At 67.3% G+C, this 21426-nt stretch carries 16 protein-coding genes and 3 tRNA genes; 5 read left to right on the top strand and 14 right to left on the bottom strand.

From position 1 onward, the window contains the following. Nucleotides 1-17: 17 nt before the first annotated feature. The 3 genes from ODR01_RS05835 to ODR01_RS05845 all read right to left on the bottom strand — a co-directional run bounded on the left by ODR01_RS05835 (nt 18) and on the right by ODR01_RS05845 (nt 1223). Entirely contained in the window at nt 18-572 is a 555-nt protein-coding gene (locus ODR01_RS05835) for a NuoB/complex I 20 kDa subunit family protein (protein ID WP_316976671.1), read from the bottom strand. Further along, nucleotides 563-928: an NADH-quinone oxidoreductase subunit A gene (locus ODR01_RS05840; protein WP_316976672.1), complete on the bottom strand. Its 366-nt coding sequence runs from the start codon at nt 926-928 to the stop codon at nt 563-565. The genes ODR01_RS05835 and ODR01_RS05840 overlap by 10 nt, the downstream gene beginning before the upstream one ends. 218 nt (nt 929-1146) lie before the next feature. Continuing rightward, nucleotides 1147-1223 (bottom strand) — tRNA-Asp (locus ODR01_RS05845). A gap of 270 nt (nt 1224-1493) precedes the next feature. On the opposite strand from ODR01_RS05845, the gene ODR01_RS05850 reads away from it, so the two are divergent. Then, nucleotides 1494-1844: a hypothetical protein gene (locus ODR01_RS05850; RefSeq protein WP_316976673.1), complete on the top strand. Its 351-nt coding sequence runs from the start codon at nt 1494-1496 to the stop codon at nt 1842-1844. A gap of 76 nt (nt 1845-1920) precedes the next feature. Here ODR01_RS05850 and ODR01_RS25230 read toward each other — a convergent pair whose 3' ends face one another. From ODR01_RS25230 to ODR01_RS05895, 10 genes are all read right to left on the bottom strand, one after another. Continuing rightward, nucleotides 1921-2160, bottom strand: coding sequence for a GIY-YIG nuclease family protein (locus tag ODR01_RS25230; protein WP_394356807.1), 240 nt, complete (start codon nt 2158-2160; stop codon nt 1921-1923). Nucleotides 2161-2272: 112 nt separating this feature from the next. Further along, nucleotides 2273-2348, bottom strand: a tRNA-Val gene (locus ODR01_RS05855). Between the two features lie 126 nt (nt 2349-2474). Then, nucleotides 2475-2747: an HU family DNA-binding protein gene (locus ODR01_RS05860; RefSeq protein ID WP_316976674.1), complete on the bottom strand. Its 273-nt coding sequence runs from the start codon at nt 2745-2747 to the stop codon at nt 2475-2477. A 277-nt stretch (nt 2748-3024) separates the two neighbouring features. Beyond that, nucleotides 3025-5424, bottom strand: a complete 2400-nt coding sequence (lon, locus tag ODR01_RS05865; protein WP_316976675.1) for an endopeptidase La — start codon at nt 5422-5424, stop codon at nt 3025-3027. Between the two features lie 139 nt (nt 5425-5563). Beyond that, on the bottom strand, nt 5564-6856 hold the full coding sequence (clpX, locus tag ODR01_RS05870) for an ATP-dependent Clp protease ATP-binding subunit ClpX (RefSeq protein WP_316976676.1): 1293 nt from the start codon (nt 6854-6856) through the stop codon (nt 5564-5566). A 213-nt stretch (nt 6857-7069) separates the two neighbouring features. Further along, the gene (gene clpP, locus ODR01_RS05875; protein ID WP_316976677.1) at nt 7070-7717 is read right to left on the bottom strand and encodes an ATP-dependent Clp endopeptidase proteolytic subunit ClpP; all 648 of its coding nucleotides are present in this window, start codon (nt 7715-7717) and stop codon (nt 7070-7072) included. Between the two features lie 74 nt (nt 7718-7791). Further along, complete coding sequence (gene tig / locus ODR01_RS05880; RefSeq protein ID WP_316976678.1) at nt 7792-9225, bottom strand: trigger factor; 1434 nt, start codon at nt 9223-9225, stop codon at nt 7792-7794. Between the two features lie 88 nt (nt 9226-9313). Continuing rightward, nucleotides 9314-9398, bottom strand: a tRNA-Leu gene (locus ODR01_RS05885). A 77-nt stretch (nt 9399-9475) separates the two neighbouring features. Then, entirely contained in the window at nt 9476-10906 is a 1431-nt protein-coding gene (locus tag ODR01_RS05890; RefSeq protein ID WP_316976679.1) for a malonyl-CoA decarboxylase, read from the bottom strand. Nucleotides 10907-10908: 2 nt separating this feature from the next. After that, nucleotides 10909-12405 carry an NAD(P)H-hydrate dehydratase gene (locus tag ODR01_RS05895; protein ID WP_316976680.1) on the bottom strand — a complete coding sequence of 499 codons (1497 nt, stop codon included), beginning with the start codon at nt 12403-12405 and terminating at the stop codon, nt 10909-10911. 158 nt (nt 12406-12563) lie between these two features. Between ODR01_RS05895 and ODR01_RS05900 the strand changes: the two genes are divergently transcribed. From ODR01_RS05900 to ODR01_RS05915, 4 genes are all read left to right on the top strand, one after another. Next, a complete protein-coding gene (locus ODR01_RS05900) occupies nt 12564-13832 on the top strand; it encodes a D-amino acid dehydrogenase (protein WP_316976681.1) in 1269 nt (422 codons plus the stop codon). A gap of 223 nt (nt 13833-14055) precedes the next feature. Further along, nucleotides 14056-14865, top strand: a complete 810-nt coding sequence (locus tag ODR01_RS05905) for an ImuA family protein (protein ID WP_316976682.1) — start codon at nt 14056-14058, stop codon at nt 14863-14865. Continuing rightward, complete coding sequence (locus tag ODR01_RS05910) at nt 14753-16369, top strand: Y-family DNA polymerase (protein WP_316976683.1); 1617 nt, start codon at nt 14753-14755, stop codon at nt 16367-16369. The genes ODR01_RS05905 and ODR01_RS05910 overlap by 113 nt, the downstream gene beginning before the upstream one ends. Then, nucleotides 16366-19506, top strand: coding sequence for an error-prone DNA polymerase (locus ODR01_RS05915; protein WP_316976684.1), 3141 nt, complete (start codon nt 16366-16368; stop codon nt 19504-19506). Before ODR01_RS05910 ends, ODR01_RS05915 begins: the two co-directional genes overlap by 4 nt. Here the strand turns inward: ODR01_RS05915 and ODR01_RS05920 are convergent. Further along, complete coding sequence (locus ODR01_RS05920) at nt 19500-21422, bottom strand: LTA synthase family protein (protein WP_316976685.1); 1923 nt, start codon at nt 21420-21422, stop codon at nt 19500-19502. The two genes, ODR01_RS05915 and ODR01_RS05920, sit on opposite strands and share 7 nt — an antisense overlap. Between the last annotated feature and the right edge of the window lie 4 nt (nt 21423-21426).

Genomic DNA, 21426 nt, shown 5'->3' on the forward strand with positions numbered 1-21426 from the left:
GCCTCCGCCAGTTCCGGTCAGCGCCAGAGCGTGCCGGTCCGCCTGATTTTCTTCTGGAGTTGCAGAATGCCGTAGAGAAGGGCTTCCGCCGTCGGCGGGCAGCCCGGCACGTAGATGTCGACCGGCACGACGCGGTCGCAGCCGCGCACCACCGAATAGGAATAGTGATAATAGCCGCCGCCGTTGGCGCACGAACCCATCGAGATGACCCAGCGGGGCTCGGCCATCTGGTCGTAAACCCTGCGGAAGGCCGGCGCCATCTTGTTGGTCAGCGTTCCCGCCACGATGATGACGTCGGATTGCCGCGGGCTCGGTCGCGGCACCACGCCGAAACGGTCGAGGTCGTAGCGGCTGACGTAACACTGCATCATCTCGACCGCACAGCAGGCCAGGCCGAAGGTCATCGGCCACAACGAACCGGTGCGGGCCCAGTTGACCAGCTTGTCCAGTTGGGCGACGACGAAGCCCTTGTCGGTCAACTCGCCGGTGACGCGCCCGAGCACGGCATCCTGCTCCGCGCCGGGCGGCAGAGGGGCCACCGCTCCAGGCCGGGATACGTCCCCTACTCCCATTCCAGAGCTCCCTTCTTCCACTCGTAGACGAAACCGACGGTCAGCACGCCCAGGAACGCCATCATCGACCAGAAGCCGAACAGTCCCACCTGGCCCAGGCTGATCGCCCACGGAAACAGGAAGGCCACTTCCAGGTCGAAGACGATGAACAGGATGGCGACCAGGTAGAAACGGACGTCGAATTTGCCGCGCGAATGCTCGAAGGCGTCGAAGCCGCATTCATAGGCCGCATTCTTGGCGCTGTCGGGACGCTGGCTTGCCACCAGCCAGGAGGCGGCGACGGCCAGCGCCGAAACGGCTCCCGCGACGCCGAGGAAGATCAGGATCGGTAGATAATCGAGCAGCAACTGGTCCATGTCGTACCTGTACGTCCTCCGATGCCGGGAAACCGATACGTCGACAACGTCCCAATACGTCTTACATCGTGACCGGCGTGCCCCCGCGACCGCCTGTCCGCCGCCCTGTGTTACCCTGCTTTGGAAAACGGCGTCAACCCCACGCCGGTTCGTTCCGTGGCGCCCCATATGTCGGCGCCCGGGATTTGACCTTCAAGGAAACACTTTAGGGGAAGAATTGGCGGGAGTGACGGGACTTGAACCCGCGGCCTCCGGCGTGACAGGCCGGCGCTCTAACCATCTGAGCTACACCCCCGTGACTGCTGCCTTACGGCCGGGTGGCGATCATGTAATCCAGCCCCTTCCGCAAGTCAAGCGCACAACGCCGCAATCTCCGAACCATTTTCGGGCCGGTTCGCGGCCCTTCGGCGTCCGGGCCGACGGAGGCCGGATCGGCCACGGAAAACGGCGCCGCCGCCGTTGTCGCCGAATGTGTAATCCGACCGCGACATTGACCCCCTCGCGACACGTTCCTACACTTGCGGGGCAAGGGAAACAGTGGGGCTATTGCCCCCCGGAGGGCGGCATGCGCAACTCATCCCTGTGGTTTTCCGCCGGCATTTTCTTCGGCCTCTGGCCGCTCGGCGCGGCGGCGCAGAGCGCGATCGACGCCTGCGTTCAACAGGGATTGTTGCCGGGCTCGGCCGCCTATCACGCCTGCCTGACCGCCTCCCAGGATTCGGCGCATGGGATGTTCGATCCGTTGAAGTCCGAGGATGCCGAAGCCGCGGGCGAGACGCCTGATGGCGGAGACGGCGGGACCCTGTCTACGACCAATGCCGACGACCCCGTGATCGGCCTCGATCCCCTCGATGGCGACCGGGGACGTGGCGGCAGGGGGGCGGCGGGATGGGACTGGTCGCCGACGCGGAAATGAATGACGCGCCCGGGACTTGGTCGTCAGCCGATTGGGGTATGCGGTATCAGGCTCTCTGTCGGAAAGCGGAAAGCACTCAAAGCCGCTTCTTCGCGAATGCCCGGCCTGAATGTGATTTCAAATATCGTTCAAACTCCAGGGCTTTGTACTTGTCGGGAAAGGCGCAGTACCAAACCAGCTCCCAGGGCATAAACTTTGCGGTGTGGGTTGACTTTCCGGCGTTGTGATCGGCCATCCGTCGTTTCAGATCGGCCGTCGCGCCGGTATATTCTTGTTCGGGGATAGCCGTGCTACGGATGATATACTCATACCACACGATGCAGCCCTGGTCCGTCTACGCTTTCGCTGCGCTCAAGCTACACCGGACACTGCTTCGCCCTAACGATCTCCGCATGGCTGCGCCACGCGTAGCCCGTAAGGGCGAAGCGTGGTGGGCGGTGACGGGCTCGAACCGCCGACATCCACGGTGTAAACGTGGCGCTCTACCAACTGAGCTAACCGCCCTGCCCGTTCCATCAGTATACCGCCGGGGCCGGTTCGCCGCGACGGTGGAAATGCCGTTCACCCATCGAGAAACGCCGGCTGCACGCAAGTGCAGCCGGCGGTTTCTTCATTCCGAAGAAAGACGGATCAGTTGACCGCGTCTTTCAGTCCCTTGCCAGCCTTGAACTTGGGCTGCTTGGAAGCCGGAATCTTGATGGTCGCGCCGGTCCGCGGGTTACGGCCCGTCGTCGCCGCACGCTTGGCGACGCTGAACGTCCCGAAACCGACGAGGCGCACTTCTTCACCCTTCTTGAGGGCGGAGGAAATGGCGTTGAACACACCGTCGACCGCTTTGGCGGCATCCGCCTTGGAAATACCGGTCGAACCGGCAACGGTGGCAACAAGATCATTCTTGTTCAACTGAAGACCCCCCTCTCTGACTGTTGAATCGAGGAATAAAACATTTACAGAACGGTAGAGAAACCTGGGTTCGGCGCGCAGTTTAGATCGAGCGCGCCAGCCGCGTCAATCGGAGAAGCTTGGTTTTCCCCAGCTTTTCGGGGCTTTCTGGGGCATTTTAGGGGCAATTTCGGGTGGCCTCGCCCGTCCCCGCCGGGACGAAACGGCAAATCCATCAAAAAACGCGAAAACGCCCCGTTTCCGGGGCGTTTCCATGCGACTCCGATAGCCGGACGGCTCAGTGGGTGACGACGCCGCTGATCTCCTCTTCGTCCGGCGTGGCGGCGGCGATGGTGGCCGCTTCATCGTCCTCGTTCCATTCGATGGGGGTGAGCGGCGTCGTCAAGGCGTGCTTGAGGACGTCGTCCACCGTCGAGACCGGAACGATCGTCAGGTGGCGTTTCACGTTGTCCGGGATTTCCGCCAAGTCCTTCTCGTTGTCCTTGGGGATCAGCACGGTCTTGAGGTTTCCGCGCAGCGCGGCCAGAAGCTTTTCCTTCAGGCCGCCGATCGGCAGCACGCGCCCGCGCAGCGTGATCTCGCCGGTCATGGCGACGTCACGGCGGACGGGGATGCCGGTCAACACCGAGACGATCGACGTCACCATGGCGACGCCGGCCGACGGGCCGTCCTTGGGAATAGCGCCCTCGGGGACGTGGACGTGGATGTCCTTCTTGGTGAAGATCGGCGGCTTGATGCCATAGCGGAGCGCGCGGGACTGCACGTACGAACGCGCGGCCTGGATGGATTCCTGCATGACCGATCCCAGCTTGCCGGTGATCGTCATCTTGCCCTTGCCGGGCACCATCAGCGCCTCGATGGACAGCAGCTCGCCGCCCACCTCGGTCCACGCCAAGCCGGTGGTGATCCCCACCATGTCCTCGGTCTCGGCTTCGCCATAGCGGAACCGCCGGACGCCGAGATAGCTCTCGAGGTTGCGTCGCGACACGGTGATCTTCTGGCGCTCGCCCATCATGATCTGCTTGATGGCCTTGCGCGTCAGGCTGGCCAGCTCGCGCTCCAGGTTGCGCACGCCGGCCTCCCGCGTGTAGTAGCGGATGATGTCGCGGATGGCCTCGTCGGAGATCGACCACTCGCCCTTCTTCAAGCCGTTCGCCTTCAACTGCTTGTCGATCAAGTGGCGCTTGCCGATTTCCACCTTTTCATCCTCGGTGTAGCCGGGGATACGGATGATCTCCATGCGGTCGAGCAACGGCGCCGGCATGTTCATGGTATTCGCCGTGGTGACGAACAGCACATCCGACAGGTCGTAGTCGACCTCCAGGTAATGGTCGTTGAAAGTGGCGTTCTGCTCGGGGTCCAGCACTTCGAGCAGCGCCGAGGCCGGGTCGCCCCGCCAGTCCTGGCCGATCTTGTCCACCTCGTCCAGAAGGAACAGCGGATTGGACGTCTTGGCCTTCTTCATGGCCTGGATGATTTTGCCGGGCATCGAGCCGATGTAGGTGCGTCGATGGCCGCGGATCTCCGACTCGTCGCGCACACCGCCCAGCGACATGCGCACGAAATTGCGGCCGGTCGCGCGGGCGATCGACTGGCCGAGCGAGGTCTTGCCGACGCCGGGAGGGCCGACGAGGCAGAGGATGGGCCCCTTCACCTGGTTGGTCCGTTGCTGGACCGCCAGGTATTCGAGGATCCGTTCCTTGACCTTCTCCAGCCCGTAATGGTCGGTGTCCAGCACCTCCTGGGCCTGGCGGATGTCCTTCTTGACGCGGCTGTGCTTCTTCCACGGAATGCTGAGAATCCAGTCGAGGTAGTTGCGCACCACCGTCGCTTCGGCCGACATCGGACTCATCGACTTCAGCTTCTTGACCTCGCCCAGCGCCTTTTCGCGCGCTTCCTTGCTGAGCTTGGTCTTCTGGATGCGCTCCTCGAGTTCGGCCGATTCGTCGCGCCCGTCCTCGGTTTCGCCCAGCTCCTTCTGAATGGCCTTCAACTGCTCGTTCAGATAATACTCGCGCTGGGTCTTCTCCATCTGCCGCTTGACGCGGTTGCGGATCTTCTTCTCGACCTGCAGGACGCCGATCTCGGATTCCATGTGCGAATAGACGCGCTCCAGCCGTTCGGCGACGGTGGCGATCTCGAGCAACTCCTGCTTCTCGGAGATCTTGAGCGCCAGATGCGAGGCCACCGTGTCGGCGAGCTTGCCCGGATCTTCGATCTGGTTGATCGAAACCAGCACCTCGGGCGGGATTTTCTTGTTCAGGCGGATGTACTGCTCGAACTGGGTAACGACCGAGCGGCCGAGCGCCTCCAGCTCCTTGCTTTCGCCTTCCTGCTCGACGATGGGTTCGACCCGCGCCTGGAAGAAGTCCGCGTTGTCGGCATAGCCGAGAATGCGGGCGCGCTGTCCCCCTTCGACCAGCACTTTGACGGTGCCGTCGGGCAGCTTGAGGAGTTGCAGGACGGTCGAGACGGTCCCGACCTGATAGATGTCCTCGGTCGTCGGATCGTCCTGGGCCGCGTTCTTCTGGGCGACAAGCAGGATCTGCTTGTCGTTCTTCATGACGTCCTCCAGCGCGCGGACCGACCGCTCGCGACCGACGAACAGCGGAACGATCATATGCGGAAACACGACGATATCGCGTAACGGCAGGACTGGGTAAAGTTCATCGTTCATAGACACAATCCGGCTCTTTCTGTTCAGGCCCCCGGCACGCCGGCCACACAATGCAGCCCGGACTCACCGGGGCCGTTTCCTGAAATGGTTCCCATCCGCGGGGCGGTCAAGGGAAAGATCCGCCACCGACACCGGCCGCTCACGCGCTGGACTCGATATCGTCGCGGCGCTCCGAGTAGATCTGCAGGGGTTTGGCGCGGCCTTCCGCCACCTCGCGGTTGATCACCACTTCCTCGACACCCTCCAGCGCCGGCAGCTCGAACATGGTGTCGAGCAGGATCGCTTCGAGGATCGAGCGCAGGCCGCGGGCGCCGGTCTTGCGGGCGATCGCCTTCTTGGCGATGGCCTCGAGCGCGCCCGACGACAGGCTGAGCCGCACGTCCTCCATCTCGAACAGGGTCTGGTACTGTTTGACCAGGGCGTTCTTCGGCGTGGTCAGGATTTCGACCATCGCCGCCTCGTCGAGATCGTCCAGCGTGGCGATGACCGGCAGCCGGCCGACGAATTCGGGGATCAGGCCGAACTTGAGCAGGTCCTCGGGCTCGATTTCCCGCAGGATCTCGCCGGTCCGTCGTTCGTCGGGGCCGCGCACGTCGGCGCCGAAGCCGATCGAGGTACCGCGGCCGCGCTGCATGATGATCTTCTCGAGCCCGCTGAAGGCGCCGCCACAGATGAACAGCACGTTGGTGGTGTCGACCTGCAGGAATTCCTGTTGCGGATGCTTGCGGCCACCCTGCGGGGGCACGCTGGCGATGGTGCCCTCCATGATCTTGAGCAGGGCCTGCTGCACGCCCTCGCCCGAGACGTCGCGCGTGATCGAGGGGTTGTCGGACTTGCGCGAGATCTTGTCGACCTCGTCGATGTAGACGATGCCGCGCTGCGCCCGCTCGACGTTGTAGTCGGCGGCCTGGAGCAGCTTGAGGATGATGTTCTCGACGTCCTCGCCGACATAGCCCGCCTCGGTCAGCGTGGTGGCGTCCGCCATGGTGAACGGCACGTCGAGGATGCGCGCCAGGGTCTGGGCCAGCAGCGTCTTGCCGCAGCCGGTGGGACCGACCAGCAGGATGTTGGACTTGGCCAGCTCGACGTCGCCGGCCTTGCCGGACAGGCTGGAATCGGCGCCGCGCGTACCGTGGGCCAGGCGTTTGTAGTGATTGTGGACGGCCACCGAGAGGACGCGCTTGGCGTGCTCCTGGCCGATCACATAGTCGTCGAGGACCTTGCAGATTTCGCGCGGGGTGGGCACCCCTTCCCGCGAACGCACGAGGTTGCTCTTGTGCTCCTCGCGGATGATGTCCATGCACAACTCGACGCATTCGTCGCAGATGAACACCGTCGGTCCCGCGATAAGCTTGTGCACCTCATGCTGGCTTTTGCCGCAGAATGAGCAGTAAAGCGTACTCTTCGATTCGCCGCCGGATGATTTACTCATAAAGTCTCCGTCAGGATACCGGCCTCGTCCAACACATGTTAGCCGGTTGCGCGGCGCCCGCACAATCCCAAATGACGGGGACGGCGGACGACTGGCATGGATCGCCGGCCCGCACGCCCCTCCTTCCACGACGCATGGGGCTCGTGGAACGATGGGTACGCGCGGTTCCTACATTCATATAGTTCGGCAAGGGGCGTGGGGAAATGGGCCGGATCAATCTTTGCCGCTGGAGGCGCTGTCCTTGGGCAGCGGCGGCCGGCTGGCCACCACTTCGTCGATGATGCCGAACTCCTTGGCTTCCTCGGGCGACATATAGCGGTCGCGCTCCACCGACTGCTCGATCAGGGTAAGGGCCTGCCCCGTGTGGTGCTCGTAGATCCTGTTCAGCCGGTCGCGCAGCCGCAGGATCTCCTTGGCCTGGATCTCGATGTCGGTGGCCTGGCCCTGGGTGCCGCCCGACGGCTGATGGATCATGATGCGCGAATTCGGCAGCGCGAACCGCTTGCCCTTGGCCCCGGCGGTCAGCAGCAGCGAGCCCATGGACGCCGCCATGCCGATGCACACCGTCGACACCTCGGGGCGGATGTACTGCATGGTGTCGTAAATGGCGAGACCCGCGGTGACTACCCCGCCCGGCGAATTGATGTAGAAGGAGATGTCCTTGGTCGGGTTTTCCGATTCGAGAAACAGGAACTGGGCGGCGACCAGGCTGGAGACGTGGTCGTCGACCGCGCCGGTCAGGAAGATGATCCGTTCCTTGAGGAGACGCGAATAGATGTCATAGGCCCGCTCGCCCCTGTTGGTCGTCTCGACCACCATGGGGACCAGCGTGTTCATGTAGGTTTCGACCGGATCTCTCATCGCCTTCGTCTTCCTTTCGTCGTCTTCGGTCTTCGCCCCGTCGTCCCCCGCCGGGGCGGTCACACATGTTTCCGTCAGGCCTTTTCGCTCTCCGTTCCCTTGTCCTTCTTGGCCGAGGCCTTCTTCGCCGGCTTCTTCTTGGTCTCGTCCTTGGCCGGCGCCGCGGCCTTGCCGGCTTCGTCCTCGTCGGGGTCGCGCAGCAGTTCCTCGCGCGTCACCTTGCGCTCGGTCAGCTTGGCCATTTCGAGCATGAAGTCGACGACGCGATCCTCGATCAGCGGCGCCCGCAGGCTGTCCATCGCCTCGGGGTTCTTCTTGTAGTACTCGATGACTTTCTGCTCCTGGCCGGGATAACGGCGCGCCTCGGCCACGACCGCCCGGTTGATGTCGTCCTGGGTGACCTGGATCTTGTTGGTCTGGCCGACTTCGGCCAGCACCAGGCCCAGGCGGATGCGCCGCTCGGCGATGGCGCGGAACTCCGCCTTGATGTCGTCGTCGCTCTTGTCGCCGTATTCCTTCTTGGCGGCGTCCGGGTCCTGCTTGCGCTGCTCCTCGAACTGCGCCCAGATGCTGTTCAACTCGGCCTCGACCAGGCTGTCCGGCACCGCGAAGTCGTACATCTCGGCTAGGGCGTCCAGCAGGGCCCGCTTGAGGCGCAGGCGCGAGATGGCCTTGAATTCGCGTTCGTGCTCGTCGCGGATCGCCTTCTTCAGGCCGTCCAGGTTTTCCAGACCGGCCTTCTTGGCGAAGTCGTCGTCGATGGTCGCCGGCTTGGTGCTGCGCACTTCCTTGACGTCGACGTCGAAGACGGCATCCTTGCCGGCCAGGTCGGCGGCGCCGTATTCCTTCGGGAAGGCCACGCTGACGGCCACGTGGTCGCCGGCCTTGGCGCCGACCAACTGGTCCTCGAAGCCGGGGATGAACGATCCCGAGCCGAGGTCCAGGTGATAGCCGTCGGCCTTGCCGCCGGGGAATTCCTTGTCGTCAACCTTGCCGACGAAGTCGATGACGACGACGTCGCCCTTGGCCGCGGCGCGCTCGCCGGCGACCGGCTCCGAAACCTTGTTGGCCTCGGCCATGCGCTGCATGACCTCGTCGATCTCGCTGTCCTCGACGTCGACCGTCAGGCGTTCCAGTTCGATCTTCGAGAAGTCGACCGGCGCGATCTCGGGCAGCACCTCCACGGCCATGGTGTATTCGAGATCCTTACCCTCCTCGAAGGACGTGATCTCCACCTTCGGCTGCATGGCCGGCCTGACGCCGTGCTCGGTCATCGCCTTGGCGGTCGTTTCGCCGACCGTGCGCTCCAGCACTTCTCCCATGACGGAGGAGCCATAGCGCTTGCGCAACAGCGAAACGGGCACCTTGCCGGGGCGGAACCCGGGAATGCGCAACGTCTGGGAAAGTTGTTCAAGCCGGGCGGTGATCCGGTTCTCGATATCGGTGGCCGGAACGACGATCTTGAAATCGCGCTTCAACCCCTCGGTCTTGGTTTCGGTGACCTGCATGGACAAACACTCGGTTGGTTTCGTTGATCCGTAATACCAAAATTCCGCCGGACGTCGGCTCGGGCGTACAAAGGGCTGGAACGGGAAGTGGTGCGGGCGGAGGGACTTGAACCCCCACGACTTGCGTCACAGGAACCTAAATCCTGCGTGTCTACCAATTCCACCACGCCCGCCGACCCCGGATAATCGGGCGGGGTCGCAACTCTATACATTTGGCGCCCTCTGTCAATCGGGCGCTGGTCGATTGTCGTCAGCCCTTGGCCAACGAGCGGATGGCCGATGACGCGGCGATCTTTCCGGCGCCGGTATAGGCCTCGTGGTTGTCGTCGATTTCGCCCAGTTTGTAGAGGTAGTTGATCATGATGCCGGCCGACTGCTGGAGCCCGTTGGCCGAGGTGTCGGCCAGCCAGTTCAAGCGTTCCATGCGGGCGCCGTTGGTCAGGTGGAAATGGGCCACCGGGTCCTTCGCCTTGCCGTCGGAGCGCCGCTCCTGCGTCAGGTAGCGGGCGCACAGGCGCATCAGCGGTCCCCGCAGCGCCTGGCAGACGGCGGGGTCCTGGTGCCAGGTGGCGACGTCGCCGATGAGCACCTTCAGCGTGCCCTTGGCGCCGCGCGAGCCGTCGGCGACCTGCGTGAGCGCCTTGCGTTCGGCCGGCAGCAGCAGGCGCGGTTCGCCGTCCGAAAGCGCGTGCTCCAGCCACGGCCGGAAGCCGGGGACCGGCGACAGCGTGGCGAAGGTCTTGAGGCCCTTGAACTCCAGGGCCAGGAGATCGACCACGCGCTTGATCAGGAAGTTGCCGAAGCTGATGCCGGCCAGCCCCTTCTGGGCGTTGGAAATGGAATAGAAGATGGCCGTATCGGCCTTCTGCGGGTCCTGCACCGGGACGGACTCGTCCAAAAGATGCTGGACATTGTCGGCCAGCCCGGCAACCAGCGCCACCTCGACGAAGATCAGCGGCTCGTCCGGCATGCGCGGGTGGAAGAAGGCGAAGCAGCGGCGATCCGAGGCCAGCCGGTTCTTCAGGTCGTCCCAGCCCTTGATGGCGTGGACCGCCTCGTAGGCGATCAGCCGTTCGAGCAGCGCCGCCGAGGCCGAGCGCCAGGTGATTTCCTGCAACTCCAGCAGGCCGACGTCGAACCACGAGGCGAGCAGGCCCTTGAGGTCGGCTTCCACCGGCTTGAACAGGGGGTCCTGGCGGGCCAGCGACAGCAGTTCGGCGCGCATGTCGACCAGGAACTTGATGCCGTTGGGCAATGCGCTGAACTGGGTCAGCAGGCGCAGGCGCGGCGCCTCCATCGCCTTTTTCAGCCGGGCTTCGGCGTGGTGCCGGGCGTCAGGGTCGGCGGCGGCCTGGACGGCGGCGATGGCCGCATCGACGGCGGCGCGGTCGACGTCGAATTCCTGGGCGAGGACGGTCAGGAATCGCCGCCGCCCGGTCTCGTCGAGGTTGAGGTAGGCCCGCCCCAGGGCGGCCGCCCGGGCCCGGGCCGACACCTCGCCGCCCCGCGCCGCCAGGCAGGCCAGCATCTGCTCGCGCAGGCGGGGGATGTCGTCGTCCGGCAGATGCGGGCGCATGCTGGCGGTTTCCGCGCCGTACTCCGAGCCGGCGATGCTCTGCCAGGCGTTGCGCAGGTTGCGCAGCGTCCGATCAAGAAATCCCGCTTTCGTTGCCTCGACCATGCTCACTCCGATTCCGGTTGCCGGGAATGGCCGGCGGCGGCACGCAGCCGGCGCAACACGCCCGGCACCCGTTCCGGCAGATCCTCGGCGATCAGCCCCGGCCCGAAATCGGCCGCCGCCGACCCGTGGACCCAGGTGGCGGCACAGGCCGCGCCGAAGGCGTCCATGCCCTGGGCCAGCAGGCCGAGGACGAAGCCGGCCAGGACGTCGCCGGACCCCCCGGTCGCCAGTTCCGGCGGCGCCGAGGCGTCGATGGCGGCCCGCCCGTCGGGCGCCGCGATGACGGTGTCGGACCCCTTCAGCAGAACGACGGCGCCCGATTGGCGGGCGGCCGCCCGGGCCCGTGTCAGCCGGTCGCCCTCCAGCTTGAACAGGCGGGCGAACTCGCCCTCGTGCGGGGTCAGCACGCAAGGGCCGCCGATCGCCTCGAACAGCGCCTTCGGCTTCCTGGCGAAAACGGTCAGAGCGTCGGCGTCCAATACCGTCGCCTTGCCGGCGGCCAGTGCCGCCAGCGCCCGGCGATGGGTGATTTCGTTGACGCCGGCGCCCGGCCCGACCAGCACGGCGTTACGCCGCGGGTCGGCAATGAACTCGCCGAAACCGCCACGACCGGCCAGCGGCTTCACCAGCGTGCCCGGCATGTCGGCGGCGTAGATGGGAAAGGCTTCCGGCGATGTCGCGATGGTTACCAGCCCGGCCCCGATGCGCCGGGCGCCGCGTGCCGCCAGCCGGGCGGCGCCGGTCATTTCGCTGCCCCCGGCGATGACGGCGTGGCCGCGGGTGTATTTGTTGCTCTCGAAATTCGGCCACGGGTAGCGCTCCAGCCACAGGCCCGGCGCGTTGAACGCGGTCTGGGGGGCGATGTCGGCAAGCACCGCCTCGGGGATGCCGATGTCGGCGACCACCAGGGCGCCGGCCAGATCCCGTCCGGGGCGCAGGAAGTGCCCTGGCTTGGCCCTGAAGAAGGTGACGGTGACGGTGGCCTGGGGGGCGGCGCCCATGACCTGGCCGGTGTTGCCGTGGACGCCGCTCGGCACGTCGACCGCCAGGCAGGCGAGGCAACGCTGGTTGATGGCCTCGATCACGGCCCTGGCCGGTCCATCGAGGGGGCGCGCCAGACCGGCCCCGAACAGGGCGTCGACGACCAGTTCGCAACCGTCGAGAAGCGCCGGGCCGTCGAGTGGCAAGACGTTGCCGGTCCAGCGCCTGGCATTGGCGGCGGCATCGCCCTTGAGCCTGGCCCGGTCGCCCAGCAGGGCAAGGCGCACCGGCCAGCCGGCTTCGCGCAGCAGGCGGGCGACGACGAATCCGTCGCCGCCGTTGTTGCCCGGACCGCACAGCACCACCGTCGGGCGCGGCGTCGGCCAGCGCTGGCGGATTTCGCGAAAGACGGCGGTTCCCGCCGCTTCCATGAGGGCAAGACCGGGCACGCCGGCGCGTGCGGCGGCGGCGTCCGCCTGGTACATTTCCTCGACGCTGAGCAGCGCGGTATCGGTCATGGCCTCCCGCTTCGCAGACGAATTTCCAAGTATCATAATGGGTTGGACGGGCCGTCGAAAGGTCACAGATGGGTCTAGGCGTTCCAGGCGGGCAAGGATTATAAGATCGCCGCCATGACTGCCTGTGAATTTTCCAAGACCAAAAAGAGGGCAATCCGATGAGAGTGTTGGTGTTGGGCGCCGGCGTGGTCGGCGTCACAACCGCCTATTGGCTGGCCAAGGCCGGCCATCAGGTCGTCGTGCTGGACCGCCAGTTGGGGCCGGGGCTGGAAACCAGTTTCGCCAACGGCGGCCAGATTTCGGCCAGCCATGCCGACCCGTGGGCCGGGCCGGCGACGCCGCTGAAGGCGCTCAAATGGCTGGGCCGCGAGGACGCGCCGCTGATCATCCGGCCGCGCCTCGATTTCGCGATGTTCGGCTGGTGCCTGCGCTTCCTCGCCAACTGCACGGCGGCGCGCAACCGCGTCAACACCGAGCGCATCCTCAGGGTCGCCGTCTACAGCCGCCAATGCCTGGCCCAGATCCGCGCCGACACCGGCATCGCGTACGACCAGGCCGAACGCGGCATCCTGCACGTCTATTCCGACGCCAAGGAATTCGAGGCGGCGGTACCCAAGGCCGCGCTGATGACCCGATACGGCTGCATCCGCGAGGTGCTGGACGTCGAGGGCTGTGTCGCCCGCGAACCGGCCCTGGCGGAATCCCGCCACAAACTGGTCGGCGGCACCTACAGCCCCGACGACGAAAGCGGCGACGCCTACAAGTTCACCGCCGGGCTGGCCGATATCTGCCGGGGCATGGGCGTGCAGTTTCGCTATGGCACCCAGGTGCGCCGGCTGATCGCCCATCGCAACCACCTCCTCGGCGTCGTCACCGACGGCGGCACGCTCAATGCCGACGACTACGACCTGTTCGTCCTGGCCATGGGCAGCTACACGCCGCTGCTGCTGAAGCCGCTGGGCGTAAGGCTGCCGGTCTATCCGGCCAAGGGCTATTCGGTGACCATCCCGACGGCGCCGGAAAATCCCGGTGGGGCGCCGCGGGTGGCGATCATCGACGACGAGCGCAAGATCGTCTATTCGCGTCTGGGCGACCGCCTGCGGGTAGCCGGCACCGCCGAGCTGACCGGCTATGACACCAGCTTGAGCGGCGCGCGCGCCCATTCCATCCTGACGGCGGCGATGGATCTCTTCCCCCGCTGCGGCGACGCCTCGCGGGCGGAATTCTGGGCCGGGCTCAGGCCGACCACGCCGGACAGCGTGCCGGTCATCGGCCGCACGCGCTTCGAGAACCTGCTGATCAACACCGGCCACGGCACGCTGGGCTGGACGATGTCCGCCGGGGCCGGCCGGCTGGTCGCCGATCTGGCCAGTGGCAAGGACCCGGACATCGATCTGGACGGCCTCGGCATCGACCGCTTCGCCTGAACCGCCTTTCCGGCCGATAAGGGCTTAATTTCGGGAACACCATGGCTTAATTTCGGGGACACCATATTTAATTCCGTAGTGAATTAAATATGGTGTCCCCGAAATTACCCCGAAATTACCTCTGTTCCCGAAATTACCTCGAGCTTGACGAAGCGTTTCCCCAGGATTAGAACATAACAGGAACATTTGGGGTGGTTCGTCAGGGTGGAGGCCTTGTCCCGTCATGTCCCGATCGAGCGCGTTCCATCAGGCCGATCCGGCCGTGCTGGAGAGCCTGCGCCGTCGCATCCGGGGGCTGGAAGGCGCCTTCTGCCGGGCTGACGGCGGTGGCGTCCTGGGGCTGGGGGCGCCGGCCCTCGACGAGGCCCTGCCCTGGGGCGGTCTGCCGCGCGCCGCCCTGCACGAGGTGCAGGCCGCCGACGGCGGGGCCGCCGCCGGCTTCTGCGCCGGCCTGCTGACCCGCCTGGCCGGCGGCACGGGAACGGTGCTGTGGTGCCGGCGCGGCTACGGGCGCCGCCTGTATGGCCCCGGCCTGACCGCCTTCGGTCTCGATCCGGCCCGCCTGATCGTGGTGCGCGGGCGCAACGCCACCGATGTGCTGTGGGTGATGGAGGAAGCCTTGCGCAGCGGCGCCCTGGCGGCGGTGCTGGGCGAGGCCGAGGGGTTGAGCGTGACGGCGGCCCGGCGGCTGCAATTGGCGGCCGAGGGCGGCGCCACGGCGGCCCTGCTGCTGCGGGGGCGAGACGACGAGGGGGCGAGCCCGGCGGTGACGCGCTGGCGGGTGGCCGCCGCCCCCGGCGCCAGGGCCGAGGGGCGGCCCGGCGTCGGCCGGCCGCGCTGGCGGGTCGATCTCATCAAATGCCGCAATGCGGCGGGGGCGGCGGCCGGCGGCCCCCGCTCCTGGCTTGTGGAATGGACCGATGGACCGGATGGAACGACGGCGGGTGGTTTCGCTGTGGTTGCCGACCTTCGCGACCGATCTTGTGCGGCGCCAGGCGGCGACGGCGCGGCCCTCCTCCGGCTGGCCGGCTGAGCCGCCGCTGGCGACGGTGGCGGCGGGGCGCGGCGGCCTGCGCATCGCCGCCGCCAATCGGGCGGCGTTGGCCGGCGGCGTCCGGCCGGGCCAGCCTTTGGCCGACGCCTATGCCGTACTTCCCGAACTGCGCGCCCTGCCCGCCGACTCCGCCGCCGAGGCCAAGGCGCTGGACGGACTGGCCGCCTGGTGCGGCCGCTATACGCCATGGACGGCGGTGGATGGCGAGGGCGGCAACCCCTGCTCCGGTGCCGGCGGGCTGTGGCTCGACGTCACCGGCTGCGCCCACCTGTTCGGTGGCGAGGCGGCGCTGCTGCAAGACCTCGTCGGTCGCCTGGAGGGGCTGGGCTTCGCCGCCCGCGCCGCCCTGGCCGACACCCCTGGCGCCGCCTGGGCGGTGGCCCGCTTCGGCGAACTCGACGGGAATGACTTGGCGGTAGTGCCGCCTGGCGGCCTGCGGGCAGCCCTGGCGCCGCTGCCGGTGGCGGCGCTTCGGCTCGACGGGGTGGCGGCGGAGGGCTTGCGCCGGGTCGGCCTGCGCCGGGTCGGCGACCTTATCGACCTGCCGCGGGCGCCGCTGGCCGCCCGTTTCGGCGAAGCGGCGTTGCGCCGCCTCGATCAGGCGCTGGGCCGCGTGGGGGAATCCCTGTCGCCGCGCCGGCCGGTGGCCCCCCTGCGCGCCCGGCTGGCCTTCGCCGAGCCGATCGCCACGCAAGACGACATCGCCGCCGCCGTCCGCCATCTGCTGGCCGACCTCTGCCGCCGGCTGGCCGAAGTCCGCCGGGGTGCCCGGCGGCTGGACTTGGTGCTTTATCGCGCCGACGGCACCTGCGCCGGCGCCGCCATCGGCACCAGCCGGCCGGTGCGCGACGCCGGCCACCTGGAGCGCCTGTTTGCCGAAAAGCTGGAGGGCCTGGACCCGGGATTCGGCATCGAGGTGATGGCACTGGCCGCCCCCGTCGCCGACAGCCTGGAGGCGCAGCAAGCCGATCTGGCGACCGGCGGCGCGGCGGCCGAGGAAGGATTGGCCCGGCTGATCGACCGGCTGGGCAACCGCCTGGGCGCGGCCAACGTGGCCCGCCTGGTCCCGCAGGCCAGCCACATCCCGGAAAAGGCCTGCCGCGAGGAGACGGCGCTGGCCTCCTCCGCCCCGCCGCCCGCCGCCGCCGGCCAGGACGACTTCTGCCCGTCGCCGCCCCGCCCGCTCCATCTGCTGGCCTGGCCCGAGCCGGTCGACGTGATGGCGCCGGTGCCCGATCATCCGCCGCTGATGTTCCGCTGGCACGGCCGGCCGCATCGGGTCGTGCGGGCCGACGGCCCCGAGCGCATCGCCCCCGAATGGTGGCTGGCCGAGGAGCCGCTGGACCCCGAGGCGGCCGAGCGGGCGACCCGCGACTACTATCGGGTGGAAGATGCCGACGGCCGCCGCTTCTGGCTCTACCGCCAGGGGCTTTACAGGGCCGACGGGGCGCCGCGCTGGTATCTGCACGGGGTGTTCCCATGAGCGGCCCCTCTCCTGTCTACGCCGAGCTTCAGGTGACCAGCAACTACAGCTTCCTCCGAGGCGCCTCGCACCCGGAAGAGCTGGTGTTTGCCGCCGCCGCCCTCGGCCATGCAGCGATTGCCATCACCGATCGCAACAGCCTGGCCGGCGTCGTGCGCGCCCATGCCGCCGCCAAGAAAGCCGGCATTCGGCTGGTGGTGGGCGCGCGCCTTGACCTGACGGACGGGCCGTCGCTGCTGTGCCTGCCCACCGACCGCGCCGCCTATGGCCGGCTGGCCCGGCTGCTGACCGTCGGCAAGCGGCGCGCCGTCAAGGGCGGCTGCGAACTGGGCCTGACCGACGTCTTCGCGCACGGCCAAGGGCAGATCGTCGTCGTCCTGCCTCCGGCGAAGGCCGACCCGGCCTTCGGCGATGTTCTCAAGATGCTTAAAAATTACTTCAAGGATAAGTTATATCTATCTGTAAATTATCTTTATTCAGGCGCTGATGCCCAGCGGATCGCGGGGCTGGCCGAGGTGGCCAGCCAGGCCGGCGTGCGCCTTGTCGCCACCAACGACGCGCACGCCCACACGCCGGCCCGCCGCCCCCTGCAGGACGTGCTGACCTGCATCCGCGAGCACTGCACCCTTCGCGAAGCCGGTTTCCGGCTGGCCGCCAACGCCGAGCGCCACCTGAAGCCGCCGGCCGAGATGGCGCGGCTGTTCGCCGACCACCCCGACGCCGTGGCGCGCACGGTCGAGATCGCCGAGGCCTGCGCCTTCAGCCTCGACGAATTGCGCTACGAGTACCCGATCGATCCGGTGCCCGACGGCCGCACCCCGCAGGAGGAGTTGGCGCGCCTCGCCTGGATCGGCGCCGCCGAGCGCTTTCCGGAAGGCGTCCCCGCCAAGGTGCTGGGCCAGATCGAGCACGAACTGACCCTCATCGAGCAATTGGGTTACGCCCCCTATTTTCTCACCGTGCACGACATCGTCCGTTTCGCCCGCGGCCACGGCATCCTGTGCCAGGGCCGCGGCTCGGCCGCCAACTCGGCGGTATGCTATGCGCTGGGTATCACAGCGGTCGATCCCAGCCGCGTCGACCTTTTGTTCGAACGCTTCGTCTCGGCCGAGCGCGACGAGCCGCCCGACATCGACGTCGACTTCGAGCACGAGCGGCGCGAGGAGGTCATCCAGTACCTTTACGCCAAATACGGCCGCGAGCGGGCCGGCATGACCGCCACCGTCATCACCTATCGCACCAAAAGCGCGCTGCGCGAGGTCGGCAAGGCGATGGGGCTATCGGAGGATTCCATCGTCGCCTTGCAGGGAGCGACCTGGCGGCGCGACTGGGAGGATATCCGGCCCGCCGACATCCGCGAGGCCGGGCTTGACCCCGACGAACGCACCGTGCGCCTGACCCTGGCGCTGGCCGGCGAGCTGCGCGGCTTCCCCCGGCATCTCTCGCAGCATACCGGCGGCATGGTGATGACCAAAGGGCCGCTTTGCGAGGCGGTGCCCATCGCCAACGCTGCCATGGCGGATCGCACCGTCATCGAGTGGGACAAGGACGACCTCGATACCCTGGGCATGCTCAAGGTCGACGTCCTGGCGCTCGGCATGCTGACCTGCATCCGCAAGGCCTTCGACCTCGTTTCCCGCCACCACGGCCGGTCCCTTGCGCTCGCCACGGTGCCGGCCGAGGACCCGGCCGTCTACGACATGCTGTGCGAAGGCGATTCGGTGGGCGTCTTCCAGGTCGAAAGCCGCGCCCAGATGGCCATGCTGCCGCGTCTCAAGCCGCGCAATTTCTACGACCTCGTCATCGAGGTGGCGATCGTCCGGCCCGGCCCCATCCAGGGCGACATGGTGCATCCCTATCTGCGCCGCCGCCAGGGGAAGGAGGCGGTTTCCTATCCTTCCAAGGACCTGGAAGCGGTGTTGGGCAAGACCCTGGGCATTCCGCTGTTCCAGGAGCAGGCCATGAAGATCGCCATCGTCGGCGCCGGCTTCACGCCGTCGGAGGCCGATGCCCTGCGCCGCGCCATGGCCACCTTCCGCCGCTCCGGCGAGATCCATCTGTTCGAGGTCCGCTTCATCGACGGCATGGTGGCGCGCGGTTACGGGCGCGACTTCGCCGAGCGCTGCTTCCGCCAGATCGAGGGCTTCGCCGACTACGGCTTCCCCGAATCCCATGCCGCCAGTTTCGCGCTTCTCGTCTACGTATCGGCCTGGCTCAAGCGCCACTACCCGGCGGCCTTTGCGGCGGCGCTTCTCAACAGCCAGCCGATGGGATTCTACGCGCCGGCCCAGATCGTGCGCGACGCCCGCGACCACGGCGTGACGGTGCGCCCTGTCGATGTCAATCTCAGCGACTGGGACCATGCGCTGGAGGACGGCGACGGCGCCGGCCATGCCACGCTGCGCCTCGGCCTGCGCCAAGTCGGCGGGTTCCCGGCAGCGGCTGGCAAGGCGCTGGTCGAGGCGCGCGGCGCCGGCTACGCCGATGTCGAGGACATCCACCGCCGGGCCGGCCTCGTCCCGGCGCCGCTCGAAGCCCTGGCCCGGGCCGACGCCTTCGGCTCGCTTGGATTGAACCGCCGTCAGGCCCTATGGGCGGTGCGCGGCCTCAAGGGGCAGGCGCCGCTGCCGCTGTTCGCCGCCGCCGAGGCCCGCGAAACCGCCCGCGAGCCGGCCGTGGCGCTGCCCGCCATGACGGCGGGGGAAAGCGTCACCGACGATTACCGGGCGTTGCGCCTGTCGCTCAAGAGCCATCCGGCGGCCCTGCTGCGCGACAAGCTTTCGGCCGAACGCTACAGCCCGTGCGCGCGCCTCAAGGACCTGGGGCACGAGGCATCGAGCCGCGTGGCCGGGCTGGTCGTCACCCGCCAGCGGCCGGGCACCGCCAGCGGCGTCATTTTCGTGACGCTGGAGGACGAGACCGGCATCGCCAACGTGATCGTCCATGCCCAGGTGTTCGAGCGCTACCGCCGGACGCTGCTGGGAGCCGGCCTGTTGGGGGTGGTCGGCCGGGTGCAGCGCGAGGGCGCGGTCATCCACGTGCTGGCCCGCCAACTCGTCGATCTCACCTCCCTGCTCGGCCGGCTGACCGCCGAGGCCGGGCCGTCGATCCGGGTGGAGTCCCACGATTTTCACTGAGCCGGGTTTGCCGGACCGTCGCCCTCGTGGATGTCCTTCAACTGGCCGGCCTTGAACATGCCGCTTGCCGCCTGATACCAGGCCATTGCTTCCCGCGCCAACCGCCCGTCCTCCAACGGCTGGTCGGAAGGGGTCTGTACCCCCGCCGCCATCGTCGGCCGATGGCGGGCATCGAGCACCAGCAGACGGCCGCCCTTCAGGTAGCCGAGCTTCTGATAGGTGCTGATGAAGGCCCGCTCCCGGCCCGCCTCCAGGGCGAAGAGGTCGTAGCCGAAAAAGCGGCTTTCGTAGTCGAGGCCCAGCCAGCCCATCAGGGTGGGCGCGACGTCGATCTGGCTCATCAGGCGGGCCATGACGCCGGGCGCCAGCAGTTTCGGGGCGTACCAGATCATCGGGATGCGATAGCGTTCCGGCGGCAGGTCGGCGCGTCCCGCCGCCTTGGCCGTGTGGTCGGCCAGGATGATGAACAGCGTGTCGTCGAACCACGGCTTGGCGGCGCTGCGCCGGATGAAGTCGCCGATCGCCCAGTCGGTGTATTTCACGGCCCCTTCGCGGCGCTTCTGGGGCAGGTCGACGCGACCGTCCGGGAAGGTGAACGGTCGGTGGTTGGACGTCGTCATGATGTGGGCGAAGAAGCGATGTCCCTGGGCGAACTCCCGGTCCAGATTGGCGAGGGCCAGGGAGTACAGGTCCTCGTCGGCGATCCCCCAGATGTTTTCGTGGTGGATGGGCAGGCCCTCGGCGCCCATCGCCGAGCGGTCGACCACCTGGTAGTGGTTGGCCGCGAAATAGGCGTTCATGTTGTCGAAGAAGCCGTAACCGCCGTAGATCCAATAGGGCGTCCAGCCCCGCTCGCCCAGCTCCTCGCCAAGGTTTTCGAGATCGTCGTTGTTGGGGCGGCGCACGATGCTTTGGCCGGGCGTCGGCGGTGTGCCGACCGACAGCGCCTCCAGCCCGCGAACCGTGCGCGTGCCGGTGGCGAACAGGTTGGTGAACAGCAAACCCTGCTCGGCCAGCCGGTCCAGTTCCGGCGTCAGGCCGAGCGTGTTGCCGAAATGCCCCAGGAAATCCGCCGACAGGCTTTCCACCGAAATCAGAACGACGTTGGCCTCTTGCGGCGGGTGATAGGCGCTGACCTGGCGCTCGATGCCCGAAGGGCCCGTGAAGTTGGAGTGCGGTTCTTGCAGCAGCGAGCGGATTTCCGCCTGGAGGTCGGCCTGCCCGAGGGTCGGGTAGTAACGGGCGTAGTCCAGTTCATTGTTCCGGTAGGCATGGACGAAGGCGAATATGCCATTCGTCGACAACTGCTCGACGAAGGTGTTGGCCGGATAGTCGGCCAGCCTGGGGTCGAGGACGAAAAGGCCGGCCCCGGCGGTGGCAGCCACCAGGGCGACGCGGCGCCAGCGCTGGGTCCACCGCCCATGGTTCACGGAGCGGCCGCGCGGCCAGGTGCGCCAGACCACCAGCAGGGAAACCGCCAGGATGGCCGCCAGTCCCAGGCCGACCGGATAGCTTTCCCAGATGTTGCCCAGCACCTCGTGCGTGTAGATGAGATAGTCGACGGCGATGAAGTCGAACCGGCTGTTGAACTCGCCCCAAAAGGCGAACTCGGCCGCCGCCAGGATGAGGAACGAACCGAGATAGATGGCGGCCCACAGCATCGCCCACAGGCGTTCGCCCCGGCCCGGCCGGCCGGTGGCGGCAAAGGCCGGCAGGAGGGCGTCGTACACCGCCCACGGCAGCAGAACCCAGGCGAGGACGGCGACATCGAAGGCGACGCCGACGGCGAGGAAGCGGGACCACTCGGACCCCTGGAACCCCTCGCCGCTGAAAAGCGCCAGGCCGACCCGCGTTGCCAGGGAAGCCGCCATGAAGCTGGCGGCGATCCACGTCAGGCGTTGTCCTCCGCGAAGCATGGCT

It is taken from the genome of Shumkonia mesophila (assembly GCF_026163695.1).
GTDB classification, from domain to species: domain Bacteria; phylum Pseudomonadota; class Alphaproteobacteria; order Rhodospirillales; family Shumkoniaceae; genus Shumkonia; species Shumkonia mesophila.

Bases quoted from the DNA above. Each gene is read 5' to 3' on its own strand.
- ODR01_RS05835 (WP_316976671.1), bottom strand. From the start codon at position 572: ATGGGAGTAGGGGACGTATCCCGGCCTGGAGCGGTGGCCCCTCTGCCG.
- ODR01_RS05840 (WP_316976672.1), bottom strand. From the start codon at position 928: ATGGACCAGTTGCTGCTCGATTATCTACCGATCCTGATCTTCCTCGGC.
- ODR01_RS05850 (WP_316976673.1), top strand. From the start codon at position 1,494: ATGCGCAACTCATCCCTGTGGTTTTCCGCCGGCATTTTCTTCGGCCTC.
- lon (WP_316976675.1), bottom strand. From the start codon at position 5,424: ATGAACGATGAACTTTACCCAGTCCTGCCGTTACGCGATATCGTCGTG.
- clpX (WP_316976676.1), bottom strand. From the start codon at position 6,856: ATGAGTAAATCATCCGGCGGCGAATCGAAGAGTACGCTTTACTGCTCA.
- clpP (WP_316976677.1), bottom strand. From the start codon at position 7,717: ATGAGAGATCCGGTCGAAACCTACATGAACACGCTGGTCCCCATGGTG.
- tig (WP_316976678.1), bottom strand. From the start codon at position 9,225: ATGCAGGTCACCGAAACCAAGACCGAGGGGTTGAAGCGCGATTTCAAG.
- ODR01_RS05890 (WP_316976679.1), bottom strand. From the start codon at position 10,906: ATGGTCGAGGCAACGAAAGCGGGATTTCTTGATCGGACGCTGCGCAAC.
- ODR01_RS05895 (WP_316976680.1), bottom strand. From the start codon at position 12,405: ATGACCGATACCGCGCTGCTCAGCGTCGAGGAAATGTACCAGGCGGAC.
- ODR01_RS05900 (WP_316976681.1), top strand. From the start codon at position 12,564: ATGAGAGTGTTGGTGTTGGGCGCCGGCGTGGTCGGCGTCACAACCGCC.
- ODR01_RS05905 (WP_316976682.1), top strand. From the start codon at position 14,056: ATGTCCCGATCGAGCGCGTTCCATCAGGCCGATCCGGCCGTGCTGGAG.
- ODR01_RS05910 (WP_316976683.1), top strand. From the start codon at position 14,753: ATGGACCGGATGGAACGACGGCGGGTGGTTTCGCTGTGGTTGCCGACC.
- ODR01_RS05915 (WP_316976684.1), top strand. From the start codon at position 16,366: ATGAGCGGCCCCTCTCCTGTCTACGCCGAGCTTCAGGTGACCAGCAAC.
- ODR01_RS05920 (WP_316976685.1), bottom strand. From the start codon at position 21,422: ATGCTTCGCGGAGGACAACGCCTGACGTGGATCGCCGCCAGCTTCATG.